The 25,465-nt window shown below is 68.0% G+C and carries 25 protein-coding genes; 8 read left to right on the forward strand and 17 right to left on the reverse strand.

Features of this window, described 5'->3' with window-relative positions; genetic code table 11:
• The first annotated feature begins 43 nt into the window (after nt 1-43).
• Nucleotides 44-325 (forward strand): type II toxin-antitoxin system RelE/ParE family toxin, encoded by a 282-nt coding sequence (locus ACYVDN_RS12805; protein WP_460572035.1) that lies wholly within the window; start codon nt 44-46, stop codon nt 323-325.
• Nucleotides 325-624 (forward strand): helix-turn-helix transcriptional regulator, encoded by a 300-nt coding sequence (locus ACYVDN_RS12810; RefSeq protein ID WP_460572038.1) that lies wholly within the window; start codon nt 325-327, stop codon nt 622-624. Before ACYVDN_RS12805 ends, ACYVDN_RS12810 begins: the two co-directional genes overlap by 1 nt.
• 20 nt (nt 625-644) lie before the next feature.
• On the opposite strand, the gene ACYVDN_RS12815 is transcribed toward ACYVDN_RS12810, so the two are convergent.
• The gene (locus ACYVDN_RS12815) at nt 645-1,913 is read right to left on the reverse strand and encodes an alpha/beta hydrolase family protein (RefSeq protein ID WP_460572040.1); all 1,269 of its coding nucleotides are present in this window, start codon (nt 1,911-1,913) and stop codon (nt 645-647) included.
• Between the two features lie 95 nt (nt 1,914-2,008).
• Here ACYVDN_RS12815 and mraY point away from each other — a divergent pair, with 95 nt between their 5' ends.
• Nucleotides 2,009-3,106, forward strand: coding sequence for a phospho-N-acetylmuramoyl-pentapeptide-transferase (gene mraY / locus ACYVDN_RS12820; RefSeq protein ID WP_460572042.1), 1,098 nt, complete (start codon nt 2,009-2,011; stop codon nt 3,104-3,106).
• On the opposite strand, the gene ACYVDN_RS12825 is transcribed toward mraY, so the two are convergent.
• The 7 genes from ACYVDN_RS12825 to ACYVDN_RS12855 are packed head-to-tail and all read right to left on the reverse strand — an operon-like array spanning nt 3,085 to nt 12,291.
• Nucleotides 3,085-3,876, reverse strand: a complete 792-nt coding sequence (locus ACYVDN_RS12825; protein ID WP_460572044.1) for an alpha/beta fold hydrolase — start codon at nt 3,874-3,876, stop codon at nt 3,085-3,087. The two genes, mraY and ACYVDN_RS12825, sit on opposite strands and share 22 nt — an antisense overlap.
• Before the next feature lie 8 nt (nt 3,877-3,884).
• On the reverse strand, nt 3,885-4,868 hold the full coding sequence (locus tag ACYVDN_RS12830; RefSeq protein ID WP_460572047.1) for an ABC transporter ATP-binding protein: 984 nt from the start codon (nt 4,866-4,868) through the stop codon (nt 3,885-3,887).
• Nucleotides 4,865-5,887 carry an ABC transporter ATP-binding protein gene (locus tag ACYVDN_RS12835; RefSeq protein WP_460572049.1) on the reverse strand — a complete coding sequence of 341 codons (1,023 nt, stop codon included), beginning with the start codon at nt 5,885-5,887 and terminating at the stop codon, nt 4,865-4,867. The genes ACYVDN_RS12830 and ACYVDN_RS12835 overlap by 4 nt, the downstream gene beginning before the upstream one ends.
• Nucleotides 5,880-6,845: an ABC transporter permease gene (locus tag ACYVDN_RS12840; protein ID WP_460572051.1), complete on the reverse strand. Its 966-nt coding sequence runs from the start codon at nt 6,843-6,845 to the stop codon at nt 5,880-5,882. The genes ACYVDN_RS12835 and ACYVDN_RS12840 overlap by 8 nt, the downstream gene beginning before the upstream one ends.
• Nucleotides 6,845-7,888, reverse strand: a complete 1,044-nt coding sequence (locus ACYVDN_RS12845; RefSeq protein ID WP_460572053.1) for an ABC transporter permease — start codon at nt 7,886-7,888, stop codon at nt 6,845-6,847. Before ACYVDN_RS12845 ends, ACYVDN_RS12840 begins: the two co-directional genes overlap by 1 nt.
• A complete protein-coding gene (locus ACYVDN_RS12850) occupies nt 7,876-9,564 on the reverse strand; it encodes an ABC transporter substrate-binding protein (RefSeq protein ID WP_460572055.1) in 1,689 nt (562 codons plus the stop codon). Before ACYVDN_RS12850 ends, ACYVDN_RS12845 begins: the two co-directional genes overlap by 13 nt.
• A gap of 54 nt (nt 9,565-9,618) precedes the next feature.
• The gene (locus ACYVDN_RS12855) at nt 9,619-12,291 is read right to left on the reverse strand and encodes a glycoside hydrolase family 27 protein (RefSeq protein ID WP_460572057.1); all 2,673 of its coding nucleotides are present in this window, start codon (nt 12,289-12,291) and stop codon (nt 9,619-9,621) included.
• Nucleotides 12,292-12,549: 258 nt separating this feature from the next.
• Here ACYVDN_RS12855 and ACYVDN_RS12860 point away from each other — a divergent pair, with 258 nt between their 5' ends.
• On the forward strand, nt 12,550-13,608 hold the full coding sequence (locus tag ACYVDN_RS12860; RefSeq protein WP_460572059.1) for a LacI family DNA-binding transcriptional regulator: 1,059 nt from the start codon (nt 12,550-12,552) through the stop codon (nt 13,606-13,608).
• 213 nt (nt 13,609-13,821) lie between these two features.
• Here ACYVDN_RS12860 and ACYVDN_RS12865 read toward each other — a convergent pair whose 3' ends face one another.
• Nucleotides 13,822-15,033 carry an ROK family transcriptional regulator gene (locus tag ACYVDN_RS12865; protein WP_460572061.1) on the reverse strand — a complete coding sequence of 404 codons (1,212 nt, stop codon included), beginning with the start codon at nt 15,031-15,033 and terminating at the stop codon, nt 13,822-13,824.
• 71 nt (nt 15,034-15,104) lie between these two features.
• Between ACYVDN_RS12865 and ACYVDN_RS12870 the strand changes: the two genes are divergently transcribed.
• A complete protein-coding gene (locus ACYVDN_RS12870) occupies nt 15,105-16,424 on the forward strand; it encodes an MFS transporter (RefSeq protein WP_460572063.1) in 1,320 nt (439 codons plus the stop codon).
• Between the two features lie 6 nt (nt 16,425-16,430).
• On the opposite strand, the gene ACYVDN_RS12875 is transcribed toward ACYVDN_RS12870, so the two are convergent.
• Genes ACYVDN_RS12875 through dcd form a run of 3 tightly spaced genes read right to left on the reverse strand, consistent with a single transcriptional unit; the run spans nt 16,431 to nt 18,551 of the window.
• Nucleotides 16,431-17,405 (reverse strand): Gfo/Idh/MocA family protein, encoded by a 975-nt coding sequence (locus ACYVDN_RS12875; RefSeq protein ID WP_460572065.1) that lies wholly within the window; start codon nt 17,403-17,405, stop codon nt 16,431-16,433.
• Nucleotides 17,402-17,923, reverse strand: a complete 522-nt coding sequence (locus tag ACYVDN_RS12880) for a hypothetical protein (protein WP_460572067.1) — start codon at nt 17,921-17,923, stop codon at nt 17,402-17,404. The genes ACYVDN_RS12875 and ACYVDN_RS12880 overlap by 4 nt, the downstream gene beginning before the upstream one ends.
• Nucleotides 17,924-17,927: 4 nt before the next feature.
• Entirely contained in the window at nt 17,928-18,551 is a 624-nt protein-coding gene (gene dcd / locus ACYVDN_RS12885; RefSeq protein WP_460572069.1) for a dCTP deaminase, read from the reverse strand.
• Nucleotides 18,552-18,661: 110 nt separating this feature from the next.
• On the opposite strand from dcd, the gene ACYVDN_RS12890 reads away from it, so the two are divergent.
• On the forward strand, nt 18,662-19,144 hold the full coding sequence (locus ACYVDN_RS12890; protein WP_460572071.1) for a DUF6790 family protein: 483 nt from the start codon (nt 18,662-18,664) through the stop codon (nt 19,142-19,144).
• Here ACYVDN_RS12890 and ACYVDN_RS12895 read toward each other — a convergent pair.
• On the reverse strand, nt 19,125-19,763 hold the full coding sequence (locus ACYVDN_RS12895; RefSeq protein WP_460572073.1) for a TetR/AcrR family transcriptional regulator: 639 nt from the start codon (nt 19,761-19,763) through the stop codon (nt 19,125-19,127). The genes ACYVDN_RS12890 and ACYVDN_RS12895 overlap by 20 nt on opposite strands.
• A 131-nt stretch (nt 19,764-19,894) precedes the next feature.
• Between ACYVDN_RS12895 and ACYVDN_RS12900 the strand changes: the two genes are divergently transcribed.
• On the forward strand, nt 19,895-20,650 hold the full coding sequence (locus ACYVDN_RS12900) for an SDR family NAD(P)-dependent oxidoreductase (RefSeq protein WP_460572075.1): 756 nt from the start codon (nt 19,895-19,897) through the stop codon (nt 20,648-20,650).
• A gap of 40 nt (nt 20,651-20,690) precedes the next feature.
• Here the strand turns inward: ACYVDN_RS12900 and ACYVDN_RS12905 are convergent, their stop codons facing one another.
• The 4 genes from ACYVDN_RS12905 to ACYVDN_RS12920 all read right to left on the reverse strand — a co-directional run bounded on the left by ACYVDN_RS12905 (nt 20,691) and on the right by ACYVDN_RS12920 (nt 23,683).
• Nucleotides 20,691-20,945 (reverse strand): DUF6510 family protein, encoded by a 255-nt coding sequence (locus ACYVDN_RS12905; protein ID WP_460572077.1) that lies wholly within the window; start codon nt 20,943-20,945, stop codon nt 20,691-20,693.
• Complete coding sequence (locus ACYVDN_RS12910; protein ID WP_460572079.1) at nt 20,945-21,685, reverse strand: ferredoxin reductase domain-containing protein; 741 nt, start codon at nt 21,683-21,685, stop codon at nt 20,945-20,947. Before ACYVDN_RS12910 ends, ACYVDN_RS12905 begins: the two co-directional genes overlap by 1 nt.
• Nucleotides 21,682-22,275, reverse strand: a complete 594-nt coding sequence (locus ACYVDN_RS12915; protein ID WP_460572082.1) for a molybdopterin-binding protein — start codon at nt 22,273-22,275, stop codon at nt 21,682-21,684. The genes ACYVDN_RS12910 and ACYVDN_RS12915 overlap by 4 nt, the downstream gene beginning before the upstream one ends.
• Before the next feature lie 121 nt (nt 22,276-22,396).
• Nucleotides 22,397-23,683, reverse strand: coding sequence for a molybdopterin molybdotransferase MoeA (locus tag ACYVDN_RS12920; protein ID WP_460572084.1), 1,287 nt, complete (start codon nt 23,681-23,683; stop codon nt 22,397-22,399).
• A 100-nt stretch (nt 23,684-23,783) separates the two neighbouring features.
• On the opposite strand from ACYVDN_RS12920, the gene ACYVDN_RS12925 reads away from it, so the two are divergent.
• Complete coding sequence (locus ACYVDN_RS12925; RefSeq protein WP_460572086.1) at nt 23,784-25,451, forward strand: ThiF family adenylyltransferase; 1,668 nt, start codon at nt 23,784-23,786, stop codon at nt 25,449-25,451.
• Nucleotides 25,452-25,465 lie beyond the last annotated feature (14 nt).

Raw genomic sequence — 25,465 nt, forward strand, 5'->3', positions numbered from 1 at the left:
GCTGCGGATGATTCGCGGTGCGCATCACGCTACAATGACAAAGGTGATCAAGTCCTTCCGGCACAAAGGGCTACGGCTCTTCTTCGAGACCGGAAGCACCGCGGGCGTTCAGGCAGCGCACGCGAAACGGCTTCGGATGCAGTTGGCTGCGCTCGACGCCGCGAATGGCATCGACGAAGTCCCGCAGGCGCCGGGCTGGCGACTGCATCCGTTGAAAGGCGAGATGACAGGGCGGTGGTCCATCACCGTCACAGGGAATTGGAGAATCACGTTCGAGTTCCGGAACGGGGACGCCTACGTGCTGGACTACGAGGACTACCACTGATGGACGAGCTCAACCCCATGTTCAACCCGCCGCACCCGGGCGAGTTCATTACCGAGGTCTACCTCGAGCCGCTCGGTATGAGCGGCCGGGAGCTTGCCGGTCGTCTCGGCGTCGCACCGTCGACGATCATCCGATTGCTCAACGGAACGAGCCATCTCAGTCCGGAGATGGCCGCCCGACTCGCCAAGGCATTCGGCTCGACGCCACGCTTCTGGTTGACGCTCCAGACCAACTACGACCTATGGCGGACCCGCGACGTGGACGTTTCAAGCATTACCCCCATCAACACCGCCGCCTGACTCGACGGCACCGCCGCGACTCAGGTCAGCTTGCGGGTTGGATTCTGCACGGTCGCGGTCGCCGCGTTCGCAAGCGACTCGGTGCCGGCATCCAGGTAGCCGAAGGTCGTCACGTGCTCTCCGTACTTTCTGGCCAGCGCGTCCATCTGGGTGAACTTCGCGTAGGCGGCCGACGTGGGGTCGTTGTTCCAGTTGGAGTGCTTGATCGGCTCGTGGTTCGTGACCGGCAGTCTGCTGCCATTGCCCTCCACGTTCAGAATCGTCGCGCCGAACGACGGTGCACGGGGGTCGCGGCGCGAGGTACGTCCCCACTGCGCTTGGGTGTCGCCCGCCGCCTCGCCTGCGTAGACGTGCTGAGCGTGAAGCGAGCGCACGTTCCTGATGGCCTCCTCGATGCCCGCCGATCCGAGCATGACGAACGCGAAGACGCCGAGGCGAACGGATGCCAGCGCATCCGCCGCCGTCGTGGTGCCGTACGAGTGCGCGATGACGCTCAGATCGACATCCGTCGCTCCGTTCCTCGCCGCGATGAAGCCCTGGATCGCTGACACGAGTCGCGGAGCACCACGCGCGGCGTACTCACCGAGCGTCGCGTCGATGCCGGGAGGCGGCGTGACGTACCCGATCCAGGCCACTACCGACCGGTCCGCCGGGGCACCGGCCTTCCCCTGCTCGTCGTACACGTTCTGCGCAGCCTGCGCCCACAGCTGCATGTCGTCGGAGTACGTGCCCATGCCGGGCACGTCGAACGTGACCTGCGCGGCGGTGTCCGGGTCCCCTACCGCGACCGCCGCGAGGGGGCGCGGGGCCGGCGTGAGCTCAACGAGGTATCTGCGCGTCGACCCTGAGGTCCGAAGCGACGCCTTCACGGCTTTGAGCGCCTTGAGCCGGAACGTCGCGGTCTCGTCGTTCGCACGCGCCGTGACCCGCTTCTTCGCGGCGACCAGCGCGGCCGCGAGATACGCCCGATTCGCCCGGTCGCGCGAGGCGTAGTCGACACCCTCGAGGTTGCCGATCAGCTCGGGCGCCGCACGCACTGCGCTTCGCCGCTCCGCTGGAGTCGCGCTGTGCCAGATCTCGTCGACGTACGAGCTGTCGGAGTTCGCGAGGTCGACAGCGGTCTCCGGATGCTTCTGCAGGTACGCCTGCGCCTGCTTGGGTGTCATCGTCCAGAGCTTCTCGAGCTCGGTGTTCGGCACAGCCCGGGCAGCAAGCGGCGCGATCACGATCGCGACCGCCGCGACAGCGGCGACCGCGACTATGCCGATGGCTCGCCCCCAGCCGATCATGGGGAGATTCTACGGTCAGACATCCACTCAACGAACGACACATTCGTCGCCGTGCCGACCACTGTGCTGCCCCGGCTCCTGCCAGAGTCGTCATCGTGAGGACGCTACTGACCGCAGGCGCCCTCTCCTTGGCCTTCTCGCTCTTCTTGACGCCGTTGTTCATCCGGCTGTTCACGAGGCTGGGGTTCGGGCAGTTCATTCGGGATGACGGCCCTGAGTCGCACCATGCGAAGCGTGGCACTCCGACGATGGGCGGCATCGTCATCATCCTGGCGACGCTGTTCGGGTTCTTCGTCTCTGCTCTCCTGAACGACGGCGACGGCATCTCCGCACCATCCCTGCTCGTGCTGCTGATGCTGGTCGGCATGGGCGCAGTCGGTTTCGTCGACGACTTCCTCAAGGTGCGCAATCAGCGCAGCCTCGGCCTAGGCGGCTGGGCGAAGATCGCGGGGCAGGTGATCGTCGCGACGGTGTATGGCCTGCTCGCACTGCAGTTTCCGAACGCGGACGGCGAAACCCCGGCGTCGATGGCGATCTCGGCCGTGCGCGACATCCCTGTGCTCGATCTGGCGAAGATCGCGACCGCCGTTCCCCTGATCGGGATCGTGCTCTACCTGGCCTGGATCAACCTGCTCGCCGCCGCCGCGACCAACGGGGTGAACCTCGCGGACGGACTCGACGGGCTCGCGACGGGGGCATCCATTCTCGCGATCGGTTCGTACATCTTCATCGGGTTCTGGCAGTTCAACCAGTCCGACTGCACGGGGACGGGCGCCAGGGCCACCTGCTACACGACGGATGACCCGCTCTCGCTCGCCATCGTCGCCGCAGCGATCTGCGGCGGACTCCTCGGCTTCCTTTGGTGGAACACCAGCCCGGCGAAGATCATCATGGGCGACACGGGATCGCTGGGACTCGGCGGCGCCTTGTGCGCCCTCGCGATCGAGACCCGCACGGAACTGCTGCTCCTCCTGATCGGCGGCCTGTTCGTCATCGAGGCGGGCTCGGTGATCATCCAGCGCACCTACTTCAAGGCCACCCGCGGCAGACGCATCTTCTTGATGACCCCGATCCACCACACCTTCGAGCTGATGGGATGGCGCGAGGTGACGATCGTCGTGCGGTTCTGGACCATCGCCGGCCTGCTCGTCGCGCTCGGCCTCGGGGTGTTCTACCTCGAATGGCTGGGCTGACGGCTCGCAACCCCGGTGAGGAACTCCGTCACGATCCGGTCCACCAGGTCTGGCCGCTCCATCATCACCAGATGGCTCGAGCCGGGCACGATGCAGAGCTGCGCCAATGGGATGCCCTCGGCGATGCCGACCGTGTGCTCCGTCGTGATCGAGTCTCGGTCGCCCGCCATCACCAGGGTCGGCGCTGTCACCTGTTGCAGTCGTTCGACCGGGATGAACGGCTCGTCGCGCCACAGTCGGGCGAGCTTCTGCCGAATGACCTCCGCGTGCTCCGGCCCGTCCGGGCTGAGCCGGTCGTAGTCGGCCTGCATCCGCTCCTCGAGCTCGCGCACCAGTGGATCTGCGGGCAGGTGCCCGTCCGCCCCCGACTTGTCGATCGCGTCGTCACCCTCCACGAGCCCCGACGGGTCGAGGTTGGCCCCGACCGCGACGAGGGAGCGCACCCGTCGCGCGTGGTCGATGGCGAGCAGCAGACCGGCGATGCCGCCGTCGCTGAAGCCGAGCAGGTGAGCGTCGTCGAGACCGACGGCATCCATATAGTCGAGGATGTCGCGCACGATCCCGTCGTACGTGATGGGTCCTTCCCGGTCGGCGGTGCGCCCGTGCCCCGGCCGCTCCGGCGCGTAGACGCGGAAGCCCTCCGAGAGGTCCCGGATCTGCGCCCGCATGGTCTCGATGGAACAGTATCCGCCGTGCAGCAGAACCAGAGGCGGGCCATCCCCGGCCACCTCGTGATACACGTCGACCCCCGACACCGTGATGTAGCCCACGATGCCGCCTACTCCGCGCTCGACAGCACGCGCAGCGGCAGCGGATGGTGGCAGGCGACGGCTCTGTCACCCACGTGCTGCAGCACCGGCCGCTCGGTGCGGCAGATCTCGGTCGCGGCGGGGCAGCGCGGGTTGAACGGGCATCCCGTCGGCTTGTTCGCAGGGCTCGGCACGTCGCCGGTGAGCACGATGCGCTCGCGCTCCGGCTCCCCGTCGAGTTGCGGAATGGCCGACAGCAGTGCCGCCGTGTAGTGGTGCGCCGGCGACGCGTACAGCGACTCGGCCTCGGCCAGCTCGACGATCTCGCCCAGGTACATCACGGCGACGCGGTCGGAGATGTGCTCGACGACGCCGAGGTCGTGCGCGATGAACACGTAGGTCAGCCCGAACTCCTCCTGCAGGTCGGAGAGCAGGTTGAGCACCTGCGCCTGTACAGAGACGTCGAGGGCCGAGACCGGCTCGTCGGCGACGAGCACGCTCGGATTCAGAGCGAGCGCCCGCGCGATGCCGATGCGCTGCCGCTGGCCGCCGGAGAACTCGTGAGGGAACCGCTCCGCCATGCTCGCGTCGAATCCCACTCGCTCGAGCAGATCGGCGACGCTGGATCGAATGGCGCGTCGATCGCCCGTCTTGTGGATGCGCAGGGGCTCGGCCACGATGTCAGCGACGCGCATCCTCGGGTTCAGCGACGAATACGGGTCCTGGAACACCATCTGCAGGCGACTGCGCACCGGCCGAAGCTGCCGGCGCGACATCCTGGAGATATCGGTCCCCTCGAACCGGATCGTGCCGCTGGTGACGTCGATCAGCCGAGTGAGGCACTGCCCGAACGTCGACTTTCCGCAGCCGGACTCGCCGACGATGCCGAGCGTCTCGCCCTTCCTGACCTGAAGGCTCACGCCGTCCACCGCAGTGAGGGTTCCCTTCTGCTTGCCGCGCAGGGCGAACTGCTTCACCACTGAATCGGCGGACAGGATGATGTCGTCGCTCATGCGATCTCCTCTCGCAGGGACTGCCTGGCGTCGCCCGGCAGCCAGCACGCATCGAGGTGCTCGGCATCGCCCGCGGTCGCCGTGAGCGGCGGCAGCTCGCTGCACTGCTCCATGGCGAAGCGGCAGCGGGCTCGGAACGGGCATCCCGTCTGATCGTCGTGCGGCCCTGGGGGCAGGCCCGGAATGGTGGACAGCCGCTGTCTGCGCTGCCCAGGCCGGGGTATGGCGCCGAGCAGGCCCCAGGTGTACGGATGCCGGGGCGTGCGCACCACCTGCGACTTGCCACCCAGCTCGACCGCTCGTCCCGCGTACATCACGATGACCCGATCCGCGATCTCGGAGATCACGCCCATGTCGTGCGTGATCATGATGACCGACGACCCGTACCTGGCCTGCAGCTCGCGGATGAGCTCCAGGATCTGCCGCTGCGTCGTCACGTCGAGCGCCGTCGTCGGCTCGTCGGCGATCAGGAGCGACGGATGACACGCCAGCGACATCGCGATCATCACCCGCTGCCGCATGCCGCCGGAGAACTCGTGCGGGTACGACTTCGCGCGCCGTGCGGCGTCGGGGATGCCCACCTCGTCGAGCAACTCGACGGCGCGCTTCCACGCGGCCTGCGACGACACGTTCTCGTGCGTGCGGATCTGCTCGACGATCTGCCATCCCACCGTGTACACCGGCGTCAGCGCGGTCATCGGGTCTTGGAAGATCATCGCGATGCTGCTGCCCCGCAGCCGGTTCAGCTTCGGGAGGGGCATCCCGATCAGCTCGGTGCCCTCGAACCTGGCCGACCCGGTGACCGAGGCGTTCGGGTTGTCGAGCAGTCCCATCATCGAGTACATCGCCATCGACTTGCCGGAGCCCGACTCGCCGACGATGCCGAGCACCTCGCCGCGACCGACCGAGAACGAGAGCCCGTTGACGGCGTTCACGACACCGTCCCTGGTGCGGAAGGCGACCCGCAGGTCATCCACCTCGAGCAACGGGGTCATGGCTTCCCTCTCGCGTTCAGGCACGGCGCACCCTCGGGTCGATCACGGCGTAGAGCAGGTCGACAACGGCGTTCGCGGCCACGACGAAGAACGCCGCGTAGAGCACGCACGCCATGATCACGGGCAGGTCGAGGTTCTGCAGCGAGTCCCAGGTGAGCTTGCCGACGCCGGGCAGGCCGAAGACCACCTCGGTGAGCAGCGCGGCACCGCCGACCAGCGACCCGAGGTCGAGCCCGAAGAGCGACACGACGGGGGAGAGCGAGCCGCGCAGCGCGTGCCGCAGCAGGATGCGCCGCTCGGAGAGCCCCTTCGCTCTGCCCGTTCTCACGTAGTCCTCGCCCATCGCCGTGACGAGCTCGGCGCGAAGGACGCGGGCGTAGATGCCGCCGTAGAGCAGCGCGAGGGTCATCCAGGGCAGCAGCAGGTGCAACGCCCACTGCCCGGGGTCCTGAGAGAACGGCACGTAGCCGAGCGGAGGCACCCACGAGAAGACCGAGTCGTGGAGCCGGTCCTGGGTGACGAGGTTGACCACCTCGCCCACCCAGTACGCCGGGAGCGAGACCGCCGCGATGCCGATGATCATGATGACCGGGTCGACGACGCTGCCCCGGAAACGCGTGGCGAGCAGGCCTCCGCCCAGGCCGAGCAGAATCCAGATGATCGCGGCCCCGAGTACGAGAGACAGAGTGACGGGCGCGGCTGCCATGATCTGCGGCACGACGCGGTCGCCGATGTTCACGTACGACGTGAGGTCCCTCGTGACGAAGAGGTGATCCATCATCAGCACGTAGCGCACAGGCAAGGGCTGGTCGAAGCCGAACGCGTGCTTCACCTGGGCGAGCACCTCGGGGGATGCCCCGCGACCGGCCAGCCGCGCTGCAGGGTCGACCCCCGGCGTGGCGAAGAAGATCAGGAACACCACGACACTGATGGCGAACATGACGAGAACGGCTGAGCCGAGCCGCTTGGCGACGAACAGCATCAGGCGGCACCTCGCAGCTTCGCCTTCGGATCGAGCGCATCGCGCACGGCGTCGCCCAGCAGGTTGAGGGCCACCGCCGTGATGACGAGCATGATGCCGGGTGCGAGCGCGACCGTCGGCCGCGTGTACAGCAGGTCGAGGCCGTCGTTGATGATCGTTCCCCAGCTGGCGTTCGGCGGCTGCACGCCGATCGAGAGGAACGACAGTGCGGCCTCGGTGAGCATGTTGAGCGCCGCCATCAGCGGGATGAATACGATCACGGTCGGCAGCACGTTGCGCAGGATCTCGCGACGCAGGATGCGCCAGTCACTCGCTCCCAGCCCGATGGCGGCCTTCACGAACTCACGGTTCCTCAGCGAGAGCACGTGACCGCGAATGGGACGCGCGACGTACGGCACGTAGATGAGCGCGATGATCATGATCGGCAGCAGAAGGTTCGACGGACCGATCACGATCGGGCCCAGCTTCAGGCCGCCGGTGAGCAGCACGACGGAGAGCGAGATCGCGAGCAGGTAGACCGGGAACGCCCACACGATGTCCATCAGCCGCGAGAGCACCCAGTCGATCGGACCGCCGAAGTAGCCGGCGACGATGCCCACCAGGGCGCCGAGCGCGCAGCAGATCACCGCGGAGGAGAACCCGATCAGCAGGGTCGTTCGGCCGCCGAAGAGCAGTCGGGCGAAGACATCCCTGCCCTGGCTGTCGGCTCCGAGGAAGAAGCCGCCGAGATTCCAGGTCGGCCCGATCGGCTCGACGCCGAGACCCAGCCCCTTCGTCTGCTGTTGAAGGATGGCGACCTTCTGACCGTCGATCACCGTGGTGCCGTTGACGTTCGACTGGAACGGATCGGTGTGCGCGATGAGCTGTGCGTAGAGCGGCGCGAGAAGGCAGAGCGCGATGATGACGACCAGCACGATGGCCGACCCGATGGCGACCGGGTTGTGCGCGATCTGGGTGAAGGCGACGCGCCACGGCCCGGCCGACCGTCGCGATCGTGGCGTCCCGCGTTCCGACGCCGCGATCGCGACGCTCACTTCAGCCACAGCTGGTCCACGAGCATGTAGTACTGGTCGCTGAACTGGTAGTTCGAGACCCGGTTCGAGGTGAAGTCGATCAGCTTCGGGTTGAACAGCGGCACGAGCGGCGACTCGGTCATGTACGCCTTGTCGATGTCGCCCCAGCTCGCGTTGGCCGCCGTCGGATCGGTCAGACCCTCGTTGTCCGCCTTCGTCATCTGAGCGTCGAGGCCGGGGTTGCAGTAGCCCGAGATGTTGATGGAACTGTCGCTGTTCGGGTGGAACGACGCGCACGACAGCAGCACCTGCAAGAAGTCGGACGCCGCCGGGTAGTCCTGGTACCACTGCGTGAGGCTCAACTGAACGTGGTTGCCGGTGTTCTGGATGTAGTTGTACTGGATGTTGTTCGACAGCGCCTTGAGGGTCGCCTTGTAGCCGAGCTGGTTCAGCAGGCTCACCAGGTAGAGCCCGATGCCCTTGTTGACGCTGTCGTTCTGCACCACAACGCCGACGGACTGCCCCGCCGTGCCGGACTGCTGCACGAGCTGCTTGGCCTTGTCGACGTCGGGCGCCGTCCAGGTCGTTCCTCCGCCCTTCGTGTAGTCGCAGAAGTCGGTGTGGCCTGGGAAGTCTGGGGGAAGGATGGTGCACGCGGGCGCCGCGAGCGAGGTGCCGCCGTACAGCTTCACCATCGCCGAACGGTCGACCGCCCAGTTGATGGCCTGGCGGGCCTTCTCGTTGTTGAACGGTGCGATGTTGGAGTTGAGAGCGACGTACCACATGGCCGTCAGCGGAGACACGTGGGCCTGCGACGCGTACTTCGACGAGATCTCACCGAGGCGGTCAGCAGGCGGTGTGTCGTACATCCAGTCCGCCTGCCCGTTCTCGACGGCCGTCACCTCGGCCTCGGCCGTCAGACCGAAGGTCTCGTCGATCTCGTCCGGATACCCGACGGGCGCCGCCTGCGGCGACCACGACGTGAAGTACTTGTTGCGCTTCATCACGAGTGCCTTGTTCGGCGAATAGCTCGCGAAGTAGTACGGGCCGGTCGTGGGGATCGGTGTCGTCCCCTCGTCCTTGCCCGGCGTTCCGGCCGGCAGCACCGAGGCGAACGGCATGGCGACCTGCGCAGCGAACTCCGGGTCGGACTGCGTGAGGTTGAACGTGATCGTGTTCGTCGAGGCGTCGGCGACGACTCCTCCGTCGAGCGTGCACGATGCCGGAGTCTTGAGGCAGGCGTCGGCACCGACGATCACGTTGTACCAGGACCCGGCGTTCGGGCTCGAGACCTTGAACAGGCGCTGGAACGAGTCGACGACATCCGCCGTCGTCACGGTCTTGCCGTTGGAGAACTTGATGCCCTTGCGCAGCTGGAACGTGTAGGTCTTGCCGTCCGACGACACCTTCGGCAGCGCGGTCGCGAGGTCGGGCACGATGTCCTCCGACTTCTTGCCGCCGACCCTGGCGTAGGTGAGCAGGCCATCGTAGGTGCCCTGGTACAGCTGCCAGTACTGCAACGTGTAGTTCACCTGCGGGTCGAGCGTGCCGCCGGCGGACTGAGCCACCAGGTACAGGGTGCCGCCCGTGTGCTGTCCGCCCGAGCCGGCGTTGGTGTCCGTGCTCGAATCACTGCTGCACGCCGCCAGGGCAAGGAGGGATGTCGCCGCGACGACGGAGACCAGGTACTTGGTGAGGGTTCGCATTGCATTCTTCCCGTCGGGATGGTGGGGCATACGGAGAGGGGATGGCAGCCGCGCTCAGACCCTGATGCGCGAGGTCCAGCGCACCGGGGGATCGATGAGGGCCGAGCGGGCCGAGCCGGCGGTGGCGCCGGGGGAGAAGGAGACCTGGCGGCCGCCGAGGTCGACGGCGACGCAGCTCGATGCCGTGAGGCACGTCACCGACTCGAGCCCTCTTCCGCTCGGGTCGATCGTCACGGTCCCTCCCGTCGCTCCCGTCGCCGGGTCGAAGGCGACGGCGTTGCCACTGAGGTCGACGGCGACGCAATGGTCGGCATCCGCGCAGGCTACGGACTTCATCACACCGAGTCCAGCGGGCAGCGCGTCACCCTCGAGAGCGACGGGTCCACCGCCGACCACTGTGCCGGATGCCGGTGCGAATGTCACCTCGTTGCCTGCGCCGTCGACCACCGTGCACTGGCCGAGCGTCGGGCATGCGACCGCGGAGACGCCGTTCACGGTGTCGGGGTCGAGCGTCGTGACCCCTGCCGGACCGACCGCACCCGTCGTCGGATCGAAGGTGACCTCGGTGTCGCCGTTGTTGCCGCCACCGCCGGCCGCCGTGCACTGGGTGGCAGAGGAGCACGCCACCGCGGCGAGGTAGGTGTACGGATCGACGGATGACCCGTGGCCGATCATCCTTCCCGTCGACGGGTTGAACGTGATCTCGACGCCCTTGCCGTCCACGACGGTGCACTGGCGCGCGCTGACGCAGTCGATCGCTGTCGGCCGGCCGTTCGGGTCGACCGTGAGCCGCGTGACGTGACCCTTTCCTGATGCTGCGAAGGTGAACGCGACGCCGCGCCCGTCGATCGCCGTGCACTGTGCGGAGCCCGTCGGGCAGGAGACGGATGCCAGCGACTGCCCGTTGTCGAGGTTCAGCCGCTTCGCCCTGGCGGGATGCGCCGGGTCGAAGGTCACCGCTGCACCGAACTCGTCGACGCCGACGCAGCTGCCGGCGGTCGCGCACGACACCGAGGTCAGGTTCGCGGGCACTGTGGTGCTGGAGTGCGTGTCGGATGCCCCGTCGACCTTTCCGGATGAGCCGCCGTTGTTCTGGGCGTGGCCGTTGCCGCTCTGGCCCTGGCCGTTCTGGCCCTGGCCGTTCTGGCCCAGGCCCTGCCCGCCGGACCCGACTCCGTGCGTCGAGCCCTTCGCGGGGGTGATGCGGTACATCACGGTCTCGGTGGGCGCCACGGTTGCGGAGATCGTCCCGGTCGAGGTCGTCGTCGCCCCGCTCCAGAGGTCCTGCACGCTGTAGCTCGAGGCGGTTGGCAGACCGAGGTCTGCTGCCGTTGCCGACATCGTCGCGGCATCCGTGGTGCTCTCGTTGAACATCGTCACTGCGACGTCGCCGTTCTTCAGCTGCCTGGTCATCGTCAGGTGCGTTCCGTCGAAGGTGCCGACGATGTGCGCCGGCGCACCGAGGGCATCCTGGTCGACCGCGATAACGCGCTTGTTGCCAAAGACCGACACCGCGAGGTCGAGCTGCGCCTTGGTCGCCGGAGTGGTGTCGGGACCGCAGTTGCCAGGGCAGAGGTTGGTCGACATGAGCAATGGCTCGGCCATCTCGGAGAACATCGACATCTCAGAGCGGTCCTCCGCGGGAGTGAGTGAGCCGTTGCCGACCTCCATCGCGTCGGGGTCGACCCAGTGGCCGGGCCCGGTCAGCGACTCGTAGGTCTGCGCGTCGGCGTTGACGATGCCGACGACGCTGCCCGCTGCGTGCTTGCCGGTCGCGGTGAAGTTCGCGTTGGCGTCACCCGTCGGACGGTCGAGGTCGCCGAGAGCGAGACCCCAGGTCTGCGAGTCGATGGTGCCCGCGCCCGCGATGCTCACGGTGATCGGCCGCTTCTGTGCGCGGATCGCGTTCACCAGGGCCGTGTACATCCTGATCTGGGTCTGCTCCTGGTTCGTGTCGTACGCCGGGTTCGTCGAGAACGTCGGGCCACCGAATCCCTGGTTTCCCGGTGCCGCGTCGATGCCGGTGTATCCGGTCGGCGCGTTGCTCGCGGGCGGCACCAACGTGTCGCCGCAGCCCCAGTCGAGCTTCACGTAGTCCGCGCCCCACGACGCGAGAGTCGCGGCGTCCGTGCTGTCGAAGCCATAGCTGCCGGGGATCTCCTCGCAGTTCCAGTTGTTGCCTGCATCGAGGTAGACGCCGAGCTTGAGTCCTATGGAGTGCAGGTCGTTTGCGACGAGTGCGAACCCGTCGTTGGCGCATGGCGTGCTGGGCGGAAAGTCGTAGGAGTTCACGTAGAGCTCGCCATCCGGCAGCCTGCCGTTGATCGCCCCACAGGTCTCGGCGTTCTGCGCGGTCGGCGCCGAGATGCCGTAGGTGTTCGGGCTGCCCAGGCTCTCGAGGTCGTCGTAGCAACCGTCGCTGTTCACGTAGGTGTAGCCGTCGGCTTCGAGACCCGAGTCGTGGATGAACCTCCCGACGGCCTCCATGTTATGGGCGCCGTTGTCGCACGCGTAGGCGTTGTAGCTGTTCCACCCCATCGGCGGTGTGGCGTCGGAGGTCTGCTTCGTCGACGTCGCGGCAAGGGCTGCCCGGTGCGTCGCAGAGCTCGCGGCAGCGTCGCCCGATCCGGTCGCTGTTGCAGCTGCGGCCGGCGCGGCGGTGCCCCATGCAGCGACGGCCGCGAGGGCGGCGGCGAACAGCACGCTCAGTGTCGTGGATTTACGCATCTTCGGGTTCCCGTCTCCTCATCCTTGAGGGAGCACGTACATACGGCGAGTGACTCTCGCCAAATGTGTACGTTCACACGGTAGGCGCACTCATTCGATTTGTCCAGCGGCACTTGGTCTCGAATTCCCCTGATTCAGCGGATAGAATGGAAATCAGCATCATCGTTCGGCGAAAGGAAACGTTCACTCATGGGGAATCGACCCATCGCCGGGCATCCAACGCCCCGCTGCGCTCTACCATCGAGCCGGGGGTGACGCATGACGACCAGCAAGGGCGCTGAGCCCGCGACGACCCGCGCCAAAGATGTCTCGGCCCGAGCGGGCAGGCCGCCGTCGATCGTCGACGTGGCCGCCCTCGCGAACGTGTCGTACCAGACCGTCTCTCGGGTGCTCAACGGGCATCCGAGCGTGCGTCCGGCAACCAGGCTGGCCGTGCTCGGCGCGGTCGACGAGCTCGGGTACCGCCCCAGCAACGCGGCACGCACCCTGGTGACCGGCCGGTCGCGCACCCTCGGCGTGCTCGTGCTCGACGTCGCCGACAGCGAGGGCCTGACCCCCTTGTACGGCATCGAGCACAGCGCCCGCGAGCTCGGATACTTCGTCGGCATCGGCGCCGTGGATGCCGTCGACCGCACGTCCGTGCAGGCGACCGTCGGCCGTCTCGCCGAGCAGTCGATCGCTGGTCTGCTCGTGATCGCCCCGATCGATGCGACGGCCGATGCCCTGGCATCCGTCCCCCCGCACCTCCCGGTCGTCGCCATCGAGGGCGGCGGCGGAGACTTCTCCACGGTGGGCATCGACCAGTTCGCCGGGGCCCGCACGGCGACCGAGCACCTGCTAGGGCTCGGCCACGAGACGGTGTTCCACGTGCGCGGGCCCGCGGAGTGGATGCAGACCCAGGACCGCCTCGCCGGATGGCGCGCAGCGCTGGAGGCCGCCGGCGCCGAAGTACCGATGCCGATGGTCGGCGACTGGACGGCGAAATCCGGATACGAAGCCGGCCAGGTGCTCGCGCGCATCCCCGACCTGACGGCCGTCTTCGCCAGCAACGACCAGATGGCGCTCGGCCTGATGCTCGCCTTCAGCGAGCGAGGGCTCTCGGTGCCGAACGACGTGAGCGTTGTCGGATTCGACGACGGGGATGACGCCCCGTACTACAACCCGCCTCTGACCACGGTGCAGCAGGACTTCCGCTCCGTCGGCCGCCGTGCCATCGAGCTTCTGGTCGCCCGCGTCGAGGGCGGCGAGGAGCAGACCGAGCACGCGCTGCTCGACCCCGCCTTCGTCATCCGCAAGAGCACGGCCCCCCGCCGCTGACCCCGCACCCGCCCGCGCCGACCCCGCCACCCACCACCCGCTCCGCCGACCTCCACCCGCCCCCGAAAACAGGAGTGGTCGCGCTCTCGCGCCGAATACCGCAGAAAACCTCCGGTTTTCGCCGCATCCTCCGGTTCTCGCAACGGGTCCGTGCCACGTGGGACGACGGAGCGGGTTGGTGCCGAGCGGGACGGACAGCCCCGGGGGATGTCCCTACCGCACCCCGCCGCTGGCGAGGAACGCGGCGACGGGCAGGGTGGCGGCGCCGAGCGCGACGGCATCCGTGCCGAGCTGCGCCCGCACGACCTCGAGCCGCTCGAACGGGCGCGCGAGCGCGTTCAGGCCGGCGGCGTCGCGGATGCGCGGCAGCACCGCGTCGGGGAGCGCGTGTCCCAGCCATCCTCCGATCACGATCCGCTCCGGTGTGAAGAGGTTGACGAGGTTGCCCAGGCCGACGCCCAGGTACTCCACCAACTCATCGATCACGCAGGTCGCGGCATCGTCGTCGTCGGCCGACAGGATGGCCGCCATCCGCTCCTCGACCTCGCGCGGATTCCCCGCGCCGCGCTGCTTGAGCTGGTCGTACCGGCAGACGAGCGCGTCGGCTCCCGCGTAGGCCTCCAGGCATCCCTTCGCGCCGCACACGCACACGCGACCGCCGGCCACCACCTTCGTGTGCCCGAGCTCTGCCGCGATCGTGCCAGAGCCACGGCCGGGACCGGAGAGGATGCTCGCACCGACGCCTGCGCCGAGCAGCACGATGATCGTGTCGTCCTGTTCGCGGGCCGCGCCGAACCAGCGCTCGGCCTGTCCGAGGGTGTTCGCGCCGTTGTCGACCGTGATGGGCAGGGACGTGCGTTCGCGCAGCATGCGCTCCATCTGCACGACACCCCAGCCCATGCTCTGGTCGTAGACGATGGCGCCGTCATCCTGTCCGTCCACCACGTCCTGCTCGACGAGCCCCGGAACGCCGACACCCACCCCGAGCACGTTCGCCTCGTCGATGCCTGCCTCGGCGACGACGGCCTCGATGCCCTCGATCACCCTGTCGACGACTTCAGCGGGGTCGAGCCTCATGCGCCGGGTGAGGGACCTGTGGGATGCCAGCGCCTGCATTCCCAGATCGAACAGCTCCACCATCACGGCGGTCTCGCCGACGTCGACGCCGATCACGTAGCCGTGATCCGGCCTGACGTGGAACAGCCCGCGCGGGCGCCCGCCGTTGGACCCCTCAGAGCCGACCTCCACGATCGCGCCGGTGCGCAGCAGGTCGCCGACCACGTTCGACACGGTGGCGAGGCTGACGCCGGAGGCCGACGCCAGCTCCTGGTAGGTGAGTGGGCCGTGCAGGTAGAGCTCCCTGAGCGTGCGCGACCTGTTCCTCGTGCGCAGGTCGCGCACCGTCGTGGAGCGAACAGTCTGCATCGACCCATGCTAAGCGAACGTCTAGAGGGAGTAAGTGCGTGCTGTTCCCCGCGATGCCCTAGGGTGTGCGCATGACCGACCACGTGACCGCGACCGACGTCGCCCTGATTCCCCGCAGCACGGGCTTCGGCCGAGTGCTCGCCTGGGGTTCGTGGGACTGGGGCTCTGCTGCGTTCAACGCGGTCGCGACCACGTTCGTGTTCACCGTGTATCTCACCGGAAAGTCGTTCGGCGACCCGGCGAACCTCTCGGCGCAGCTCGGCCTGGCGATCACGCTCGCCGGCCTCGTCGTGCTGGTGCTGGCACCGGTTCTCGGCCAGCGCACCGACACCACGGGCCACCGCAAGCTGTGGCTGGGCGTGAACACCGCCGTCGTCGTGGTCTGCCTCGCCCTGATGTTCTTCGTCAGGGCCGCGCCGCAGTTCGCGCTGTTCGGCATGGGGCTGGTGGCCGTCGGCACGGTCTTCTACGAGATCGCCAGCGTCAACTACAACGGCATGCTGCGTCAGGTCTCCACCTCGAAGAACATCGGCAAGGTGAGCGGCCTCGGCTGGGGCATGGGCTACGTCGGCGGCATCGTGCTGCTGCTCATCGTCTACTTCGGATTCATCAGCCCGGATGTCGGGTGGTTCGGCGTCACGAGTGCAGACGGCCTCTCGGTGCGCGTCTCGATGCTGATCGCCGCGATCTGGTTCGCGGTATTCGCTCTTCCTGTGCTCTTCGCCGTGCCGGAGAACACGGCACTGGAGTCCGTCGGACGCCCGAAGGTGGGCTTCTTCCGCTCGTACGCGGTGCTCGGCAGGGACATCGCCAGGCTCTGGAAGTCGAGCAGGCAGACCGTCTACTTCCTGGTCGCCAGCGCGGTCTTCCGCGACGGTCTGACCGGGGTGTTCACGTTCGGCGGCGTGCTCGCCGCCGGCACCTTCGGGTTCTCGGCCGGCGAGGTGATCATCTTCGCCATCGCCGCGAACGTGGTCGCCGGCATCTCCACCATCGCGGTCGGCGCGCTCGACGATCGCCTCGGCGCCAAGCCCGTCATCGTGACGTCCCTCATCGGCCTCGTCGTGTGCGGCACGCTCGTGTTCCTGCTGCACGCCAACGGGCAGATCGTGTTCTGGACACTCGGCCTCGCCCTCTGCCTCTTCGTCGGTCCAGCACAGTCGTGCAGCCGTACCTTCCTCGGCCGACTCATCCCGCCTGGCCGCGAGGGTGAGATCTACGGGCTCTACGCGACGACCGGACGGGCGGCGACGTTCATCGCTCCTGCGATGTTCACGCTCTTCATCGCGATCGGCGGCGCGCAGTACTGGGGCGTCCTCGGCATCGTGCTCGTGATCTTCGTCGGCCTTCTGCTGCTCCTTCCGGTGAAGACGCAGCCCCGAACCCCCTGAGCCGGCTCAGTCCAGCCGCAGCCAGTCGCCGCCCGCGTGCAGGGAGTCCCGCGCGGCGAGCGCGACCCTGAGTGCGACGATCGCGTCGGCCGTCGGCGCCACGGTCGACGCCGAGGGGGATGCCACGCACTCCAGAAAGTGTGCGGCCTGCGTCGCGTAGGGGTCGCGGGCATCCGCCTCGTGTCCGTCCCGGTCCTCCACGCTCACTCCGTCCGTGCCCCGCAACAGGTACGCGTCGGTCGCGTGCTGCCCGCCGGTGTGACGGTGCTCGACGAGCCCCGCGTCGCCGAGCACACGGATCGACGTGGCGAAAGGGGTGTGCGCAGGCATCCGTGCGTGGCTCAGCACCTGGGCGAGGCCGCCGCCGGCGTACTCGACGGTGGTCTCGACCGGGCCGAGGGCATCCGTCGCCGTCGCCCGCACCGCGATCGGCTCGCCCAGCAAGAGATTCGCCTGGTCGAGATCGTGGATGCCCAGGTCGACCGCAACCCCGCCGGAGCGGTCCTCCTCGTACCACCACGGCGTGTCGGGTGGGGCGATGGCGCGCTCGGCGCGCACGTGCAGTGGATGCCCGACATGGCCATCCGCCACCGCCTGGCGAACTCGCGCGTACCCGTCGAAGAACCGCACGACGTGCGCCACCATCAGCACGCCGTCGCTCCCCTCGGCCTCTCGTGCGATGGCCTGAGCGTTATCGATGGTGAGTGCTATCGGCTTCTCCAGCAGCACGTGCTTGCCCGCGCGAAGGGCCGCGATCGCGAACTCGCGGTGAGTGGGCGTCGGCGTGCAGATCGTGACGATGTCGACGGTCGGGTCGGCGAGCACTGTCGCGTAGTCGGTGACGGTGACGGCGTGCGGGGCATCCGCGAGCCTGGCGTCCGGTCGACGCGAGACGAGGTGCGACACCTCAGCGCCGACCTCGCGCCAGGCGGCGGCGTGCGCCGCGCCGATCGTGCCCGGTCCGACGATGGCGACGGTCACCGCAGCCTGGCGCCCTCGAGGTGCTCGACCAGCTTCCATGAGGCGCCCTCGTCGTCGCTGACCCAGCCGTCCCATTCGTAGGACTCGTCGGTGATCGAGCTGAAGTTCCAGCGGATGGGCCTGCCGTCGTTCTGCGACCCGTCTTCGCGGATGCCGTCACGCCAGCCCTGCGCGACGAGGTTCGCGTATTGGTTCGTCGTCGGGGAGAAGTAGCTCACCCGCACGAGCCCGGCCGCAGGGTCGTGCACCCGCAGCGCGATCGCCGCGGTCACGGGCCCTTCTGCGGTGTCGACGACCTCGAGGTCTTCGACCGCACGGCCGTCCATCACCCACTGCACGATCCACGTGAAGTCGCGGTCGAACCACTCACCGGTCGACTCGTCGAGCCGGGTACCGTGCACGGTCCACGATCCGACGAGCTGGCCGAATCGCGTCATCCGCTTCGGATGCTCCCGCGATGGTCCCGCGCTGATGAGAGCGTCGGCGAACTGCGGGCTGCCGTGCGGGTCATCCGTCATGACGTCATCCCCTCGAAGGGCTCGCCGCGGCCGGTTCGCCAGCGGTCGAGCCGCTGACGTCGGTGCGGTGGAAGTTCAGGAAGGACCTGGATGCGGTCGGTCCCCGTTGCCCCTGATACCGCGAGCTGTATGCGGCGGAGCCGTAGGGCTTCTCGGCGGGCGACGACAGCCTGAAGAAGCACATCTGGCCGATCTTCATACCGGGCCAGAGCTTGATCGGCAGGGTCGCGACATTGCTCAGCTCGAGCGTGACGTGGCCGGTGAAGCCGGGATCGATGAACCCTGCGGTCGAGTGCGTCAGAAGACCGAGGCGCCCGAGGGAGCTCTTGCCCTCCAGCCGCGCCGCGATGTCGTCGGGCAGGGTAACGCGCTCGAAGGTCGACCCGAGCGCGAACTCGCCAGGGTGCAGGATGAACGGCTGGTCGCCATCCACCTCGACGAGGTGGGTGAGCTCCGGCTGGTCCTGCGCGGGATCGATGAACGCGTATTTGTGGTTGTCGAACAGCCTGAAGAAGCGGTCGAGACGCACGTCGATGCTCGACGGCTGGATCATCTCGGGCTCGTAAGGCTCCAGCGCGATGCGCCCTACGCCGAGTTCGGCCGTGATGTCGCGATCAGAGAGCAGCACGTTGCCAGACTATCCGACCCCCATCCGGGCCGTCTCGCCCGTGTCGAGGCCCGGCGGCGATACGCTCACCTCAGTCCGAAGTCACGCACTGGTCACGTCAAGGGGGACGCATGTATTGGGTGATGGTCATCGGTCTCATGCTCGTGCTGCCGATCGCGTCGGTACTGATCGAGGGGTTCGCCTCGGGATGGACGCCGGACGCCCTCGCCTTGATCGGCAAGTGGTTCGTGTTCTGGGCGATGGGAGTGCGGCTCTTCCTCGCCGGGGTGAGCCAGATCGTGCGCCCGTCGTTCACAGCGCAGAACATCCTGGGGAACGAGGCGAACGAGGGCACGAATCACGTCGTTCAGGAGCTCGGATTCGCCAACCTGGCGTTCGGCGTGGTGGGCATCGTCGCACCGTGGGCCGGCGGCACGACGCACGGCGGCTGGACGGCCGCAGCCGCCCTGGCGGGCGGGGTGTTCCTGTTCGCCGCCGGCATCCGCCACATCTTCAAGCAGGGCAAGGGCAGCAAGGAATGGGTGGCCTGCATCACCGACCTTCTCGTCGGGGCCCTGCTGCTGGTGTTCGCGATCACGAGCCTTGTGAGCTGAAGGCCTTCTGCAGTTCGGAGAGCGCGGCGTCGACCACCTCGGCGGGCGGTCGCTCGTCGCCTGCTGAGGCCCACCAGACGAGCGCCGAGAACGAGGCCGCCGAGACGGCATCCGTCAGCACGTGGGCGCGCAGCGACCCGGGTTCGAGGCCCTCGCGCTGGGCGATGAACGACAGCAGCAGCGCGCGTTGCTCATCCAGCTGTCCGCGCACCGTCTCGTAGAGCGCAGGATGCCCCTGGATGAGCAACAACCGGCGACGCGTCGCCTCCCACTGCTCCACCGGAAAGTCCAGCGCCCTCGCGTACGCCGTCCGCACGGCGTCGATCGTCGTGGCGTCGTCCGGGGTCTCCGCGAGGCCGGCGCGGATGTCGGTCTGCGCCTCGGCCGCGCCCGACCACACGAGGTCGGCCTTGCGCGGAAAGTAGCGGAACACGGTGCGACGACTCACTCCGGTGGCCCGAGCGACGTCATCCATCGACACGGCAGCGTAGCCGCGCTCGTCGAACAGCCGGAGCGCTGCCAGCGCGATCTGGTCTGGCTGCACTTCGACGGGACGCCCGCGCCGCGAGGCGACCTCGTTGGGCGTCGAAGCCGGTACGGGTGCCGCTGAGCGTTCCATCACGACAGTCTAGGCTCGCACAACCATTTATGGCACTGAGTGTTACAATTGCATCGAACGTTCGACCAATGAGAACGAACGAGGCGCGGCGCACGGGATGTGCGAGCGCACGACAGATGAAGGAGTCGTTGATGGCAGAGGTTTCGGCCCGGTTCTCGGGCAAGACGATCATCGTGACGGGTGCGGGCAGCGGCATCGGAAAGGCGACGGCGACCCGGCTTGCGCGCGAGGGCGCTCGAGTGATCGGCACCGACGTGGTGGCCGACCGTCTCACTGACCTCGAAAAGGAGCTGAGCGACTTCGACGTCACGACGGTGACGGGTGACGTCGCATCCGCCGAGACGATCGACGCGATCATCGCTGCGGCAGGCGACACGATCGACGGACTCGCCAACGTCGCGGGCATCATGGACGCCTTCCTCCCGCCGGCCGAGGTCGACGACGCCACCTGGGAGCGGGTGCTGAACGTCAACCTGACCGGCCCGATGCGCCTCGCTCGCGCCGTGCTTCCCCGCATGCTGGATGCCGGCAAGGGCGCCATCGTCAACGTCGCATCGGAAGCCGCGCTGAAGGCATCAGCCGCAGGCGTCTCGTACACCGCATCGAAGCACGGGGTCGTCGGCCTCACGAAGTCGATCGCCTTCTTCTACGGCAAGCAGGGCATCCGTGCGAATGCGGTCGCTCCCGGCGCCGTGATGACGAACATCGAGGCGCCGTTCAAGTCGGAGTTCGCAGCTGGTGTCGTCGGGCCGATCATGCAGACGAACATCCCCGGCGCCGCTCAGCCCGAGGAGCTCGCCGCCGCGATCACCTGGCTGTTGAGCGACGACTCGGCGAACGTCAACGGCGCCATCCTCCCGAGCGACGGCGGCTGGTCGGTCGTCTGACGCTCCTCAACGGGCCGACGACGCCGAAGCTCGTACCTCGTCACACCGACATGGTGAACGCGGTGATACCCGTCATCGTGAGACGAACGTCGTCGTCGGCCTCGACGATCGTGAGCAGCACGTTGTCGCACCGCCTGCACCGCGCAACGTACCAGCCGCCGTCGGAATAGACCACGGCCTGCGCGAGGGCTGCGACGTCGCCGCAGTGCACGCACCGGCCGCGGGCCGACGTCGCATCCCCGGTCATCACCTGAGACATCGGACCGGCGAGCACGTTGCCATCGAGCTTCTGCATCACGAACCTCCGAACCGCTCGGCACGCACATCGTCGACCTCGTGCCCGAGTTCCTGCAACCAGCCGAGCACGCGCTCGACGAACGGTGTCGATCCGCACACATAGACCAACGGATTCTGCTCAGGCGGCAGAACGAGGTCTGCGAGGAGTTCCCGCGTCAGTCGACCCGTCGGTCGTGCTGCGTCGTCTGGCGCACGCCGGGAGAACACGTAGTCGACGCGCACGCCCGTCGGACCGGTATCGGCCGCCGCCTGTTCGAGCTCCGTGCGGAAGAACACATCGTCGGGAGTGCGCACCGCGTACAGCAGTCGGATGGGCGTGACATCCGACGCTGCTCGGTGCGCGCGCACGATCGCTGCGAGAGGCACCACGCCGGAGCCGCCCGCGATGAGCTGAACGGGTCGGTGCGCGGAATCGGGCTTCCACACGAACCAGCCGCCGAGCGGTCCGCGCACCTCCAGCTGATCGCCGACCATCAGGTCATCCACGAGAAAGGGCGACACCTCACCGGTGGCGACCCGGTCTACGGCGAGTTCGATCGACGGCGCGTCTCCCGACGAGCCGATCGAGTACGACCGGCTCGCCTGGTAACCATCTTCGCCGGTGAGCCGGATGTCGACGTGCTGCCCGGCCGTGTTACCGGGCCAGTCAGCGACGTCGAGGACGATCCGCCGCGCGTTCGGCGTCTCTGGACGGGTTGCAGACACGGTGGCGACGTGCCACGACGCGTGCGCGATCACGAATAGCGCTCTTCGTTCCAGGGATCACCGTGCAGGCTGTAGCCGCGTTCCTCCCAGAATCCGGGCTGGTTCCTCGGGATCATCTCGAGCCCATTCACCCACTTGGCACTCTTCCAGAAGTACAGGTGCGGAACCACCAGACGAGCTGGGCCGCCGTGCTCCGCCTCGAGCGGCTTGCCGTCTGCCTCGAAGGCGATCCAGGCCTTTCCGTCCAGCAGCTCATCGAGCGGAACGTTGGTGGTGTATCCGCCATAGCTGTGCGCCATGACGTAGTCGTACGAGGTGTCGACGTGCTCGAAGACCGTGTCCAGTGGCACGCCGCGCCACGACATCCCGAGCCTCGACCAGTGCGTCACGCAGTGGATGTCGACCGTGAAGTCTTCGAGCCCGAGTGCACGAAACGAGTCCCAGTCCCACCGAGTGGTCTTGCCGCCTTCCGTCGTGACCGTGAACTCCCAGATGTCCTGCGCGACCTGCGGCGTTGCGCCCGCCGTGAGGACCGGCCAGTCCTCGACCTGAGTCTGCCCGGGAGGCAGACGGGAGTCTCGCCCGTGCGACCTGCTGCCGAATCCGCGAGTGATCAGCGCCATGTGCCGTGCCGCCTTCCCATTCGACGAGCCACAGTGGACCTCGCCGTTCACCAGTATTCCCGAGTGGCGACGGCAACGGAACACCGAAGAAGGCACTGGACCGGATCGGCGAAGGAACCAATCAAGCAAAGAGGACTACATCGACCTGATCACCCGGACCAACCTCGGCCGTCCGCTCGGACACGACCGCCAGTCCGTCAGCTGCCGCGAGACTGGCCACGAGATGGGAGCCGGAGCCTCCGGCCGCGGACGGCCGTACGACGATGCCGTTCGTCACCTCATCACGCCGCACGACGACCGGGATGTACTGTCGCCTGCCGACGGGCGATGACCAACCGACCTCGGCGACACCGCGCAGCGCGGCCGGCAGCTCGACTCTGCGGCCGAGCATCCTCGCGAGCGCGGGACGGATGAACAACTCGAACGACACCGCGGCACTCACCGGGTTGCCGGGGAGACAGAACACGTGGATGCCCTGCCCTAGGCGCCCGAAGCCTTGAGGCTTCCCCGGCTGCATCGCCAGTCGTGCGAACCTCACGGAAGGCCCCGACAGGGCCTCCTTCACCACGTCGAACGCTCCTGCGCTCACGCCGCCGGAGAGCAGCACCACGTCGACCGCGCTCGGGTCGAGTGCGTCGAGCAGGTCGAGCAGTGGTCCCGGATCGTCACCCACCATGGAGCGCTGAGTGACCACCCCGCCTGCCTCGGCGACGAGTCCGCTGAGCAGCGAGGTGTTCGAATCGGGGATCATCCCGCGTGCCGGCTCCTGCCCGGGCTCGACGAGTTCGCTCCCCGTCGACACGACGGCAACGCGCGGACGTCTCGCCACCTGCACCTTGCCGAGACCCGCAGCCGCGACTGAGGCAAGACCGCGTGACGTGACGACGCTTCCAGCCGACAGGACGACGGCGCCCTCGATGGCATCCTCACCGACGCGACGGATGAACCGGCCAGGCACCGGCGACGCTACGACGTGCACAACGGGTGAGTCGTCCGAAGGCGCGACCCACCGACCCGACTCGCGGTGCTCGGCCGTGTCTTCGACCGGAACGACGGCATCGGCGAGGGAGGGGACCGGCGCCCCGGTCATCACCCGAACGGCTGAACCTGCCGGCAGGTCGGGATCGGCCCCCGACCCAGCAGGCGCATCGGCGACGACGGTCAACTCGATCGCTCTGTCGGCGGATGCGGCACGCACATCCTCGAACCGCACGGCGTAGCCGTCCATGGAGGAGTTGTCGAAGAGCGGAACGGGATGTCTGGTGCGAACATCCGCTGAGATCGTGCGCCCGAGCGCCTCGGCGAGCGGCACCCTCTCCGACGCAGAGGGTTCGAACGCCGCAAGAACCAGCTCCTGCCACTCCTCGACGGTGAGCGGCTCGACGTCACGAGATTCGGAAGCTGTCATGTCACCACGGTAGGCGTGCTGCGACGGCGAGCGCGGCGGCGCGATTCCTCGCCCCGCCTCGTAGGATCGGGGAACGCCACGAACCAGCAGGAGGCGAACGATGGTCCCGCCCGATTCAGCGCGCGCGGACGCTCCGCATCTGGTCGGCGACGATCTGACGCCGGATGCCCGGGAACGGTACAGCAGACAGATCGTCCTGCCCGGCTTCGGCCCCGACGCACAACGAGCTCTGGCAGCGTCACGGGTGCTGGTGATCGGAGCCGGCGGGCTCGGAAGCGCCATCGTCCCCGCGCTGGCTGCAACGGGCGTCGGGACCATCGGAGTGCTGGATCCCGACGTCGTCGAACTCTCCAACCTCCACCGGCAGACCGCTCACGGCATGTCGGACGTCGGCAGGCTCAAGGTCGATTCGATGGCCGACACGGTGGCGGAGATCGACCCGGACATCCGTTTCATCGGCAATGCAGTGCCCTTCGACGTCCACAACGCCGAGCGCATCCTTCGGGACTACGACGTCGTGATCGACGGCAGCGACAACTTCGCCACCCGATACCTCAGCTCTGACGCCGCCGTGCTCGCGTCGATCCCTCTCGTCTGGGGAGCCGTACTGCGCTACGACGGCCAGGTCGGGGTGTCATGGCCGACCGGACCGACCTATCGCGACCTCTTCCCGACACCGCCCGATCCGGACGACGTGCTCGACTGCGCCGTCGGCGGCGTGCTCCCGTCGGTCTGCTCCGTCATCGGCGGACTCGTCGTGGCCGAGGTCGTGAAGCTCATCACCGCGGTCGGCACGCCGCTCGTCGGGCGCATGCTCGCCTACGACGCCCGAACGGCGCGCGTTCGCGAGGTCCCGTTCGAGAGCAGTCCGGACACCAAGGCGGTCATCGGGCTGACCGACGACGTGTATTCGGCCGGGGGGCTCGGCGAACGAGAGGATGCGGTCGCCACGGTCACCGCGGGCTTCCTTCTGTCGCGGCTCAGCTCGGCGCATCCGCCCGTGCTGGTCGACGTGCGCACCCCGGAGGAGCGTGCGCTGCGGTCCCTCCCCGATGCACTGTGCGTGCCGATGGACGAGCTCGAGCGGCGATCTCTGCGACTGCCCGAGCACGCTGCTCGGCTCGCGGCCGCGAAGCGTGATGGTGCCGAGGTCGTGGTGGTGTGCACGGTCGGAGTGCGCTCGCGACGTGCGGTACTGGCGCTCGCCGAGGCCGGCGCACCAGGCCTGTCATCCCTCGACGGCGGCATCCTCGCCCTCGACGCCGCGCTCGCGGCACACGGCACGAACGCCACGGACGTCGAGCACGACGACCCGGTCGTCCTGGCGACGATCAGCGAGGAGCCGCTCGACGAGTCGGCGGTGCGGGACGCCGTCGGCGCAGAGTCGGATGGCGCAGTCGTCGTGTTCCTCGGCGTGGTGCGAAACCACGACGGTGGCAGGCGAGTGACAGCGCTGGAGTATTCGGCGCACCCGGACGCGGAGCGATTCCTCTACGAGTGCTGCCGTCGAGTGGCCGACGCGACGGGATTGCGGGTGGCTGCGTCGCATCGGGTGGGTGAGCTCGCCGTCGGCGATGTCGCGCTCATTGCGGCCGTGGCGTCGGCGCACCGCGCGGAGGCCTTCAAGGCCTGTGCAGAGCTGGTCGACGATATCAAGGCGGGAGTGCCGATCTGGAAGCGGCAGCGGTTCGATGACGGCACCTCGGAGTGGGTCGGCTTGGACCACGGGAGCGCCGGTCCCGCTTCGGCCGCCATGGCCGGGCGCTGAATCGGATGGGCCTC

Source organism: Humibacter soli, from assembly GCF_054779035.1.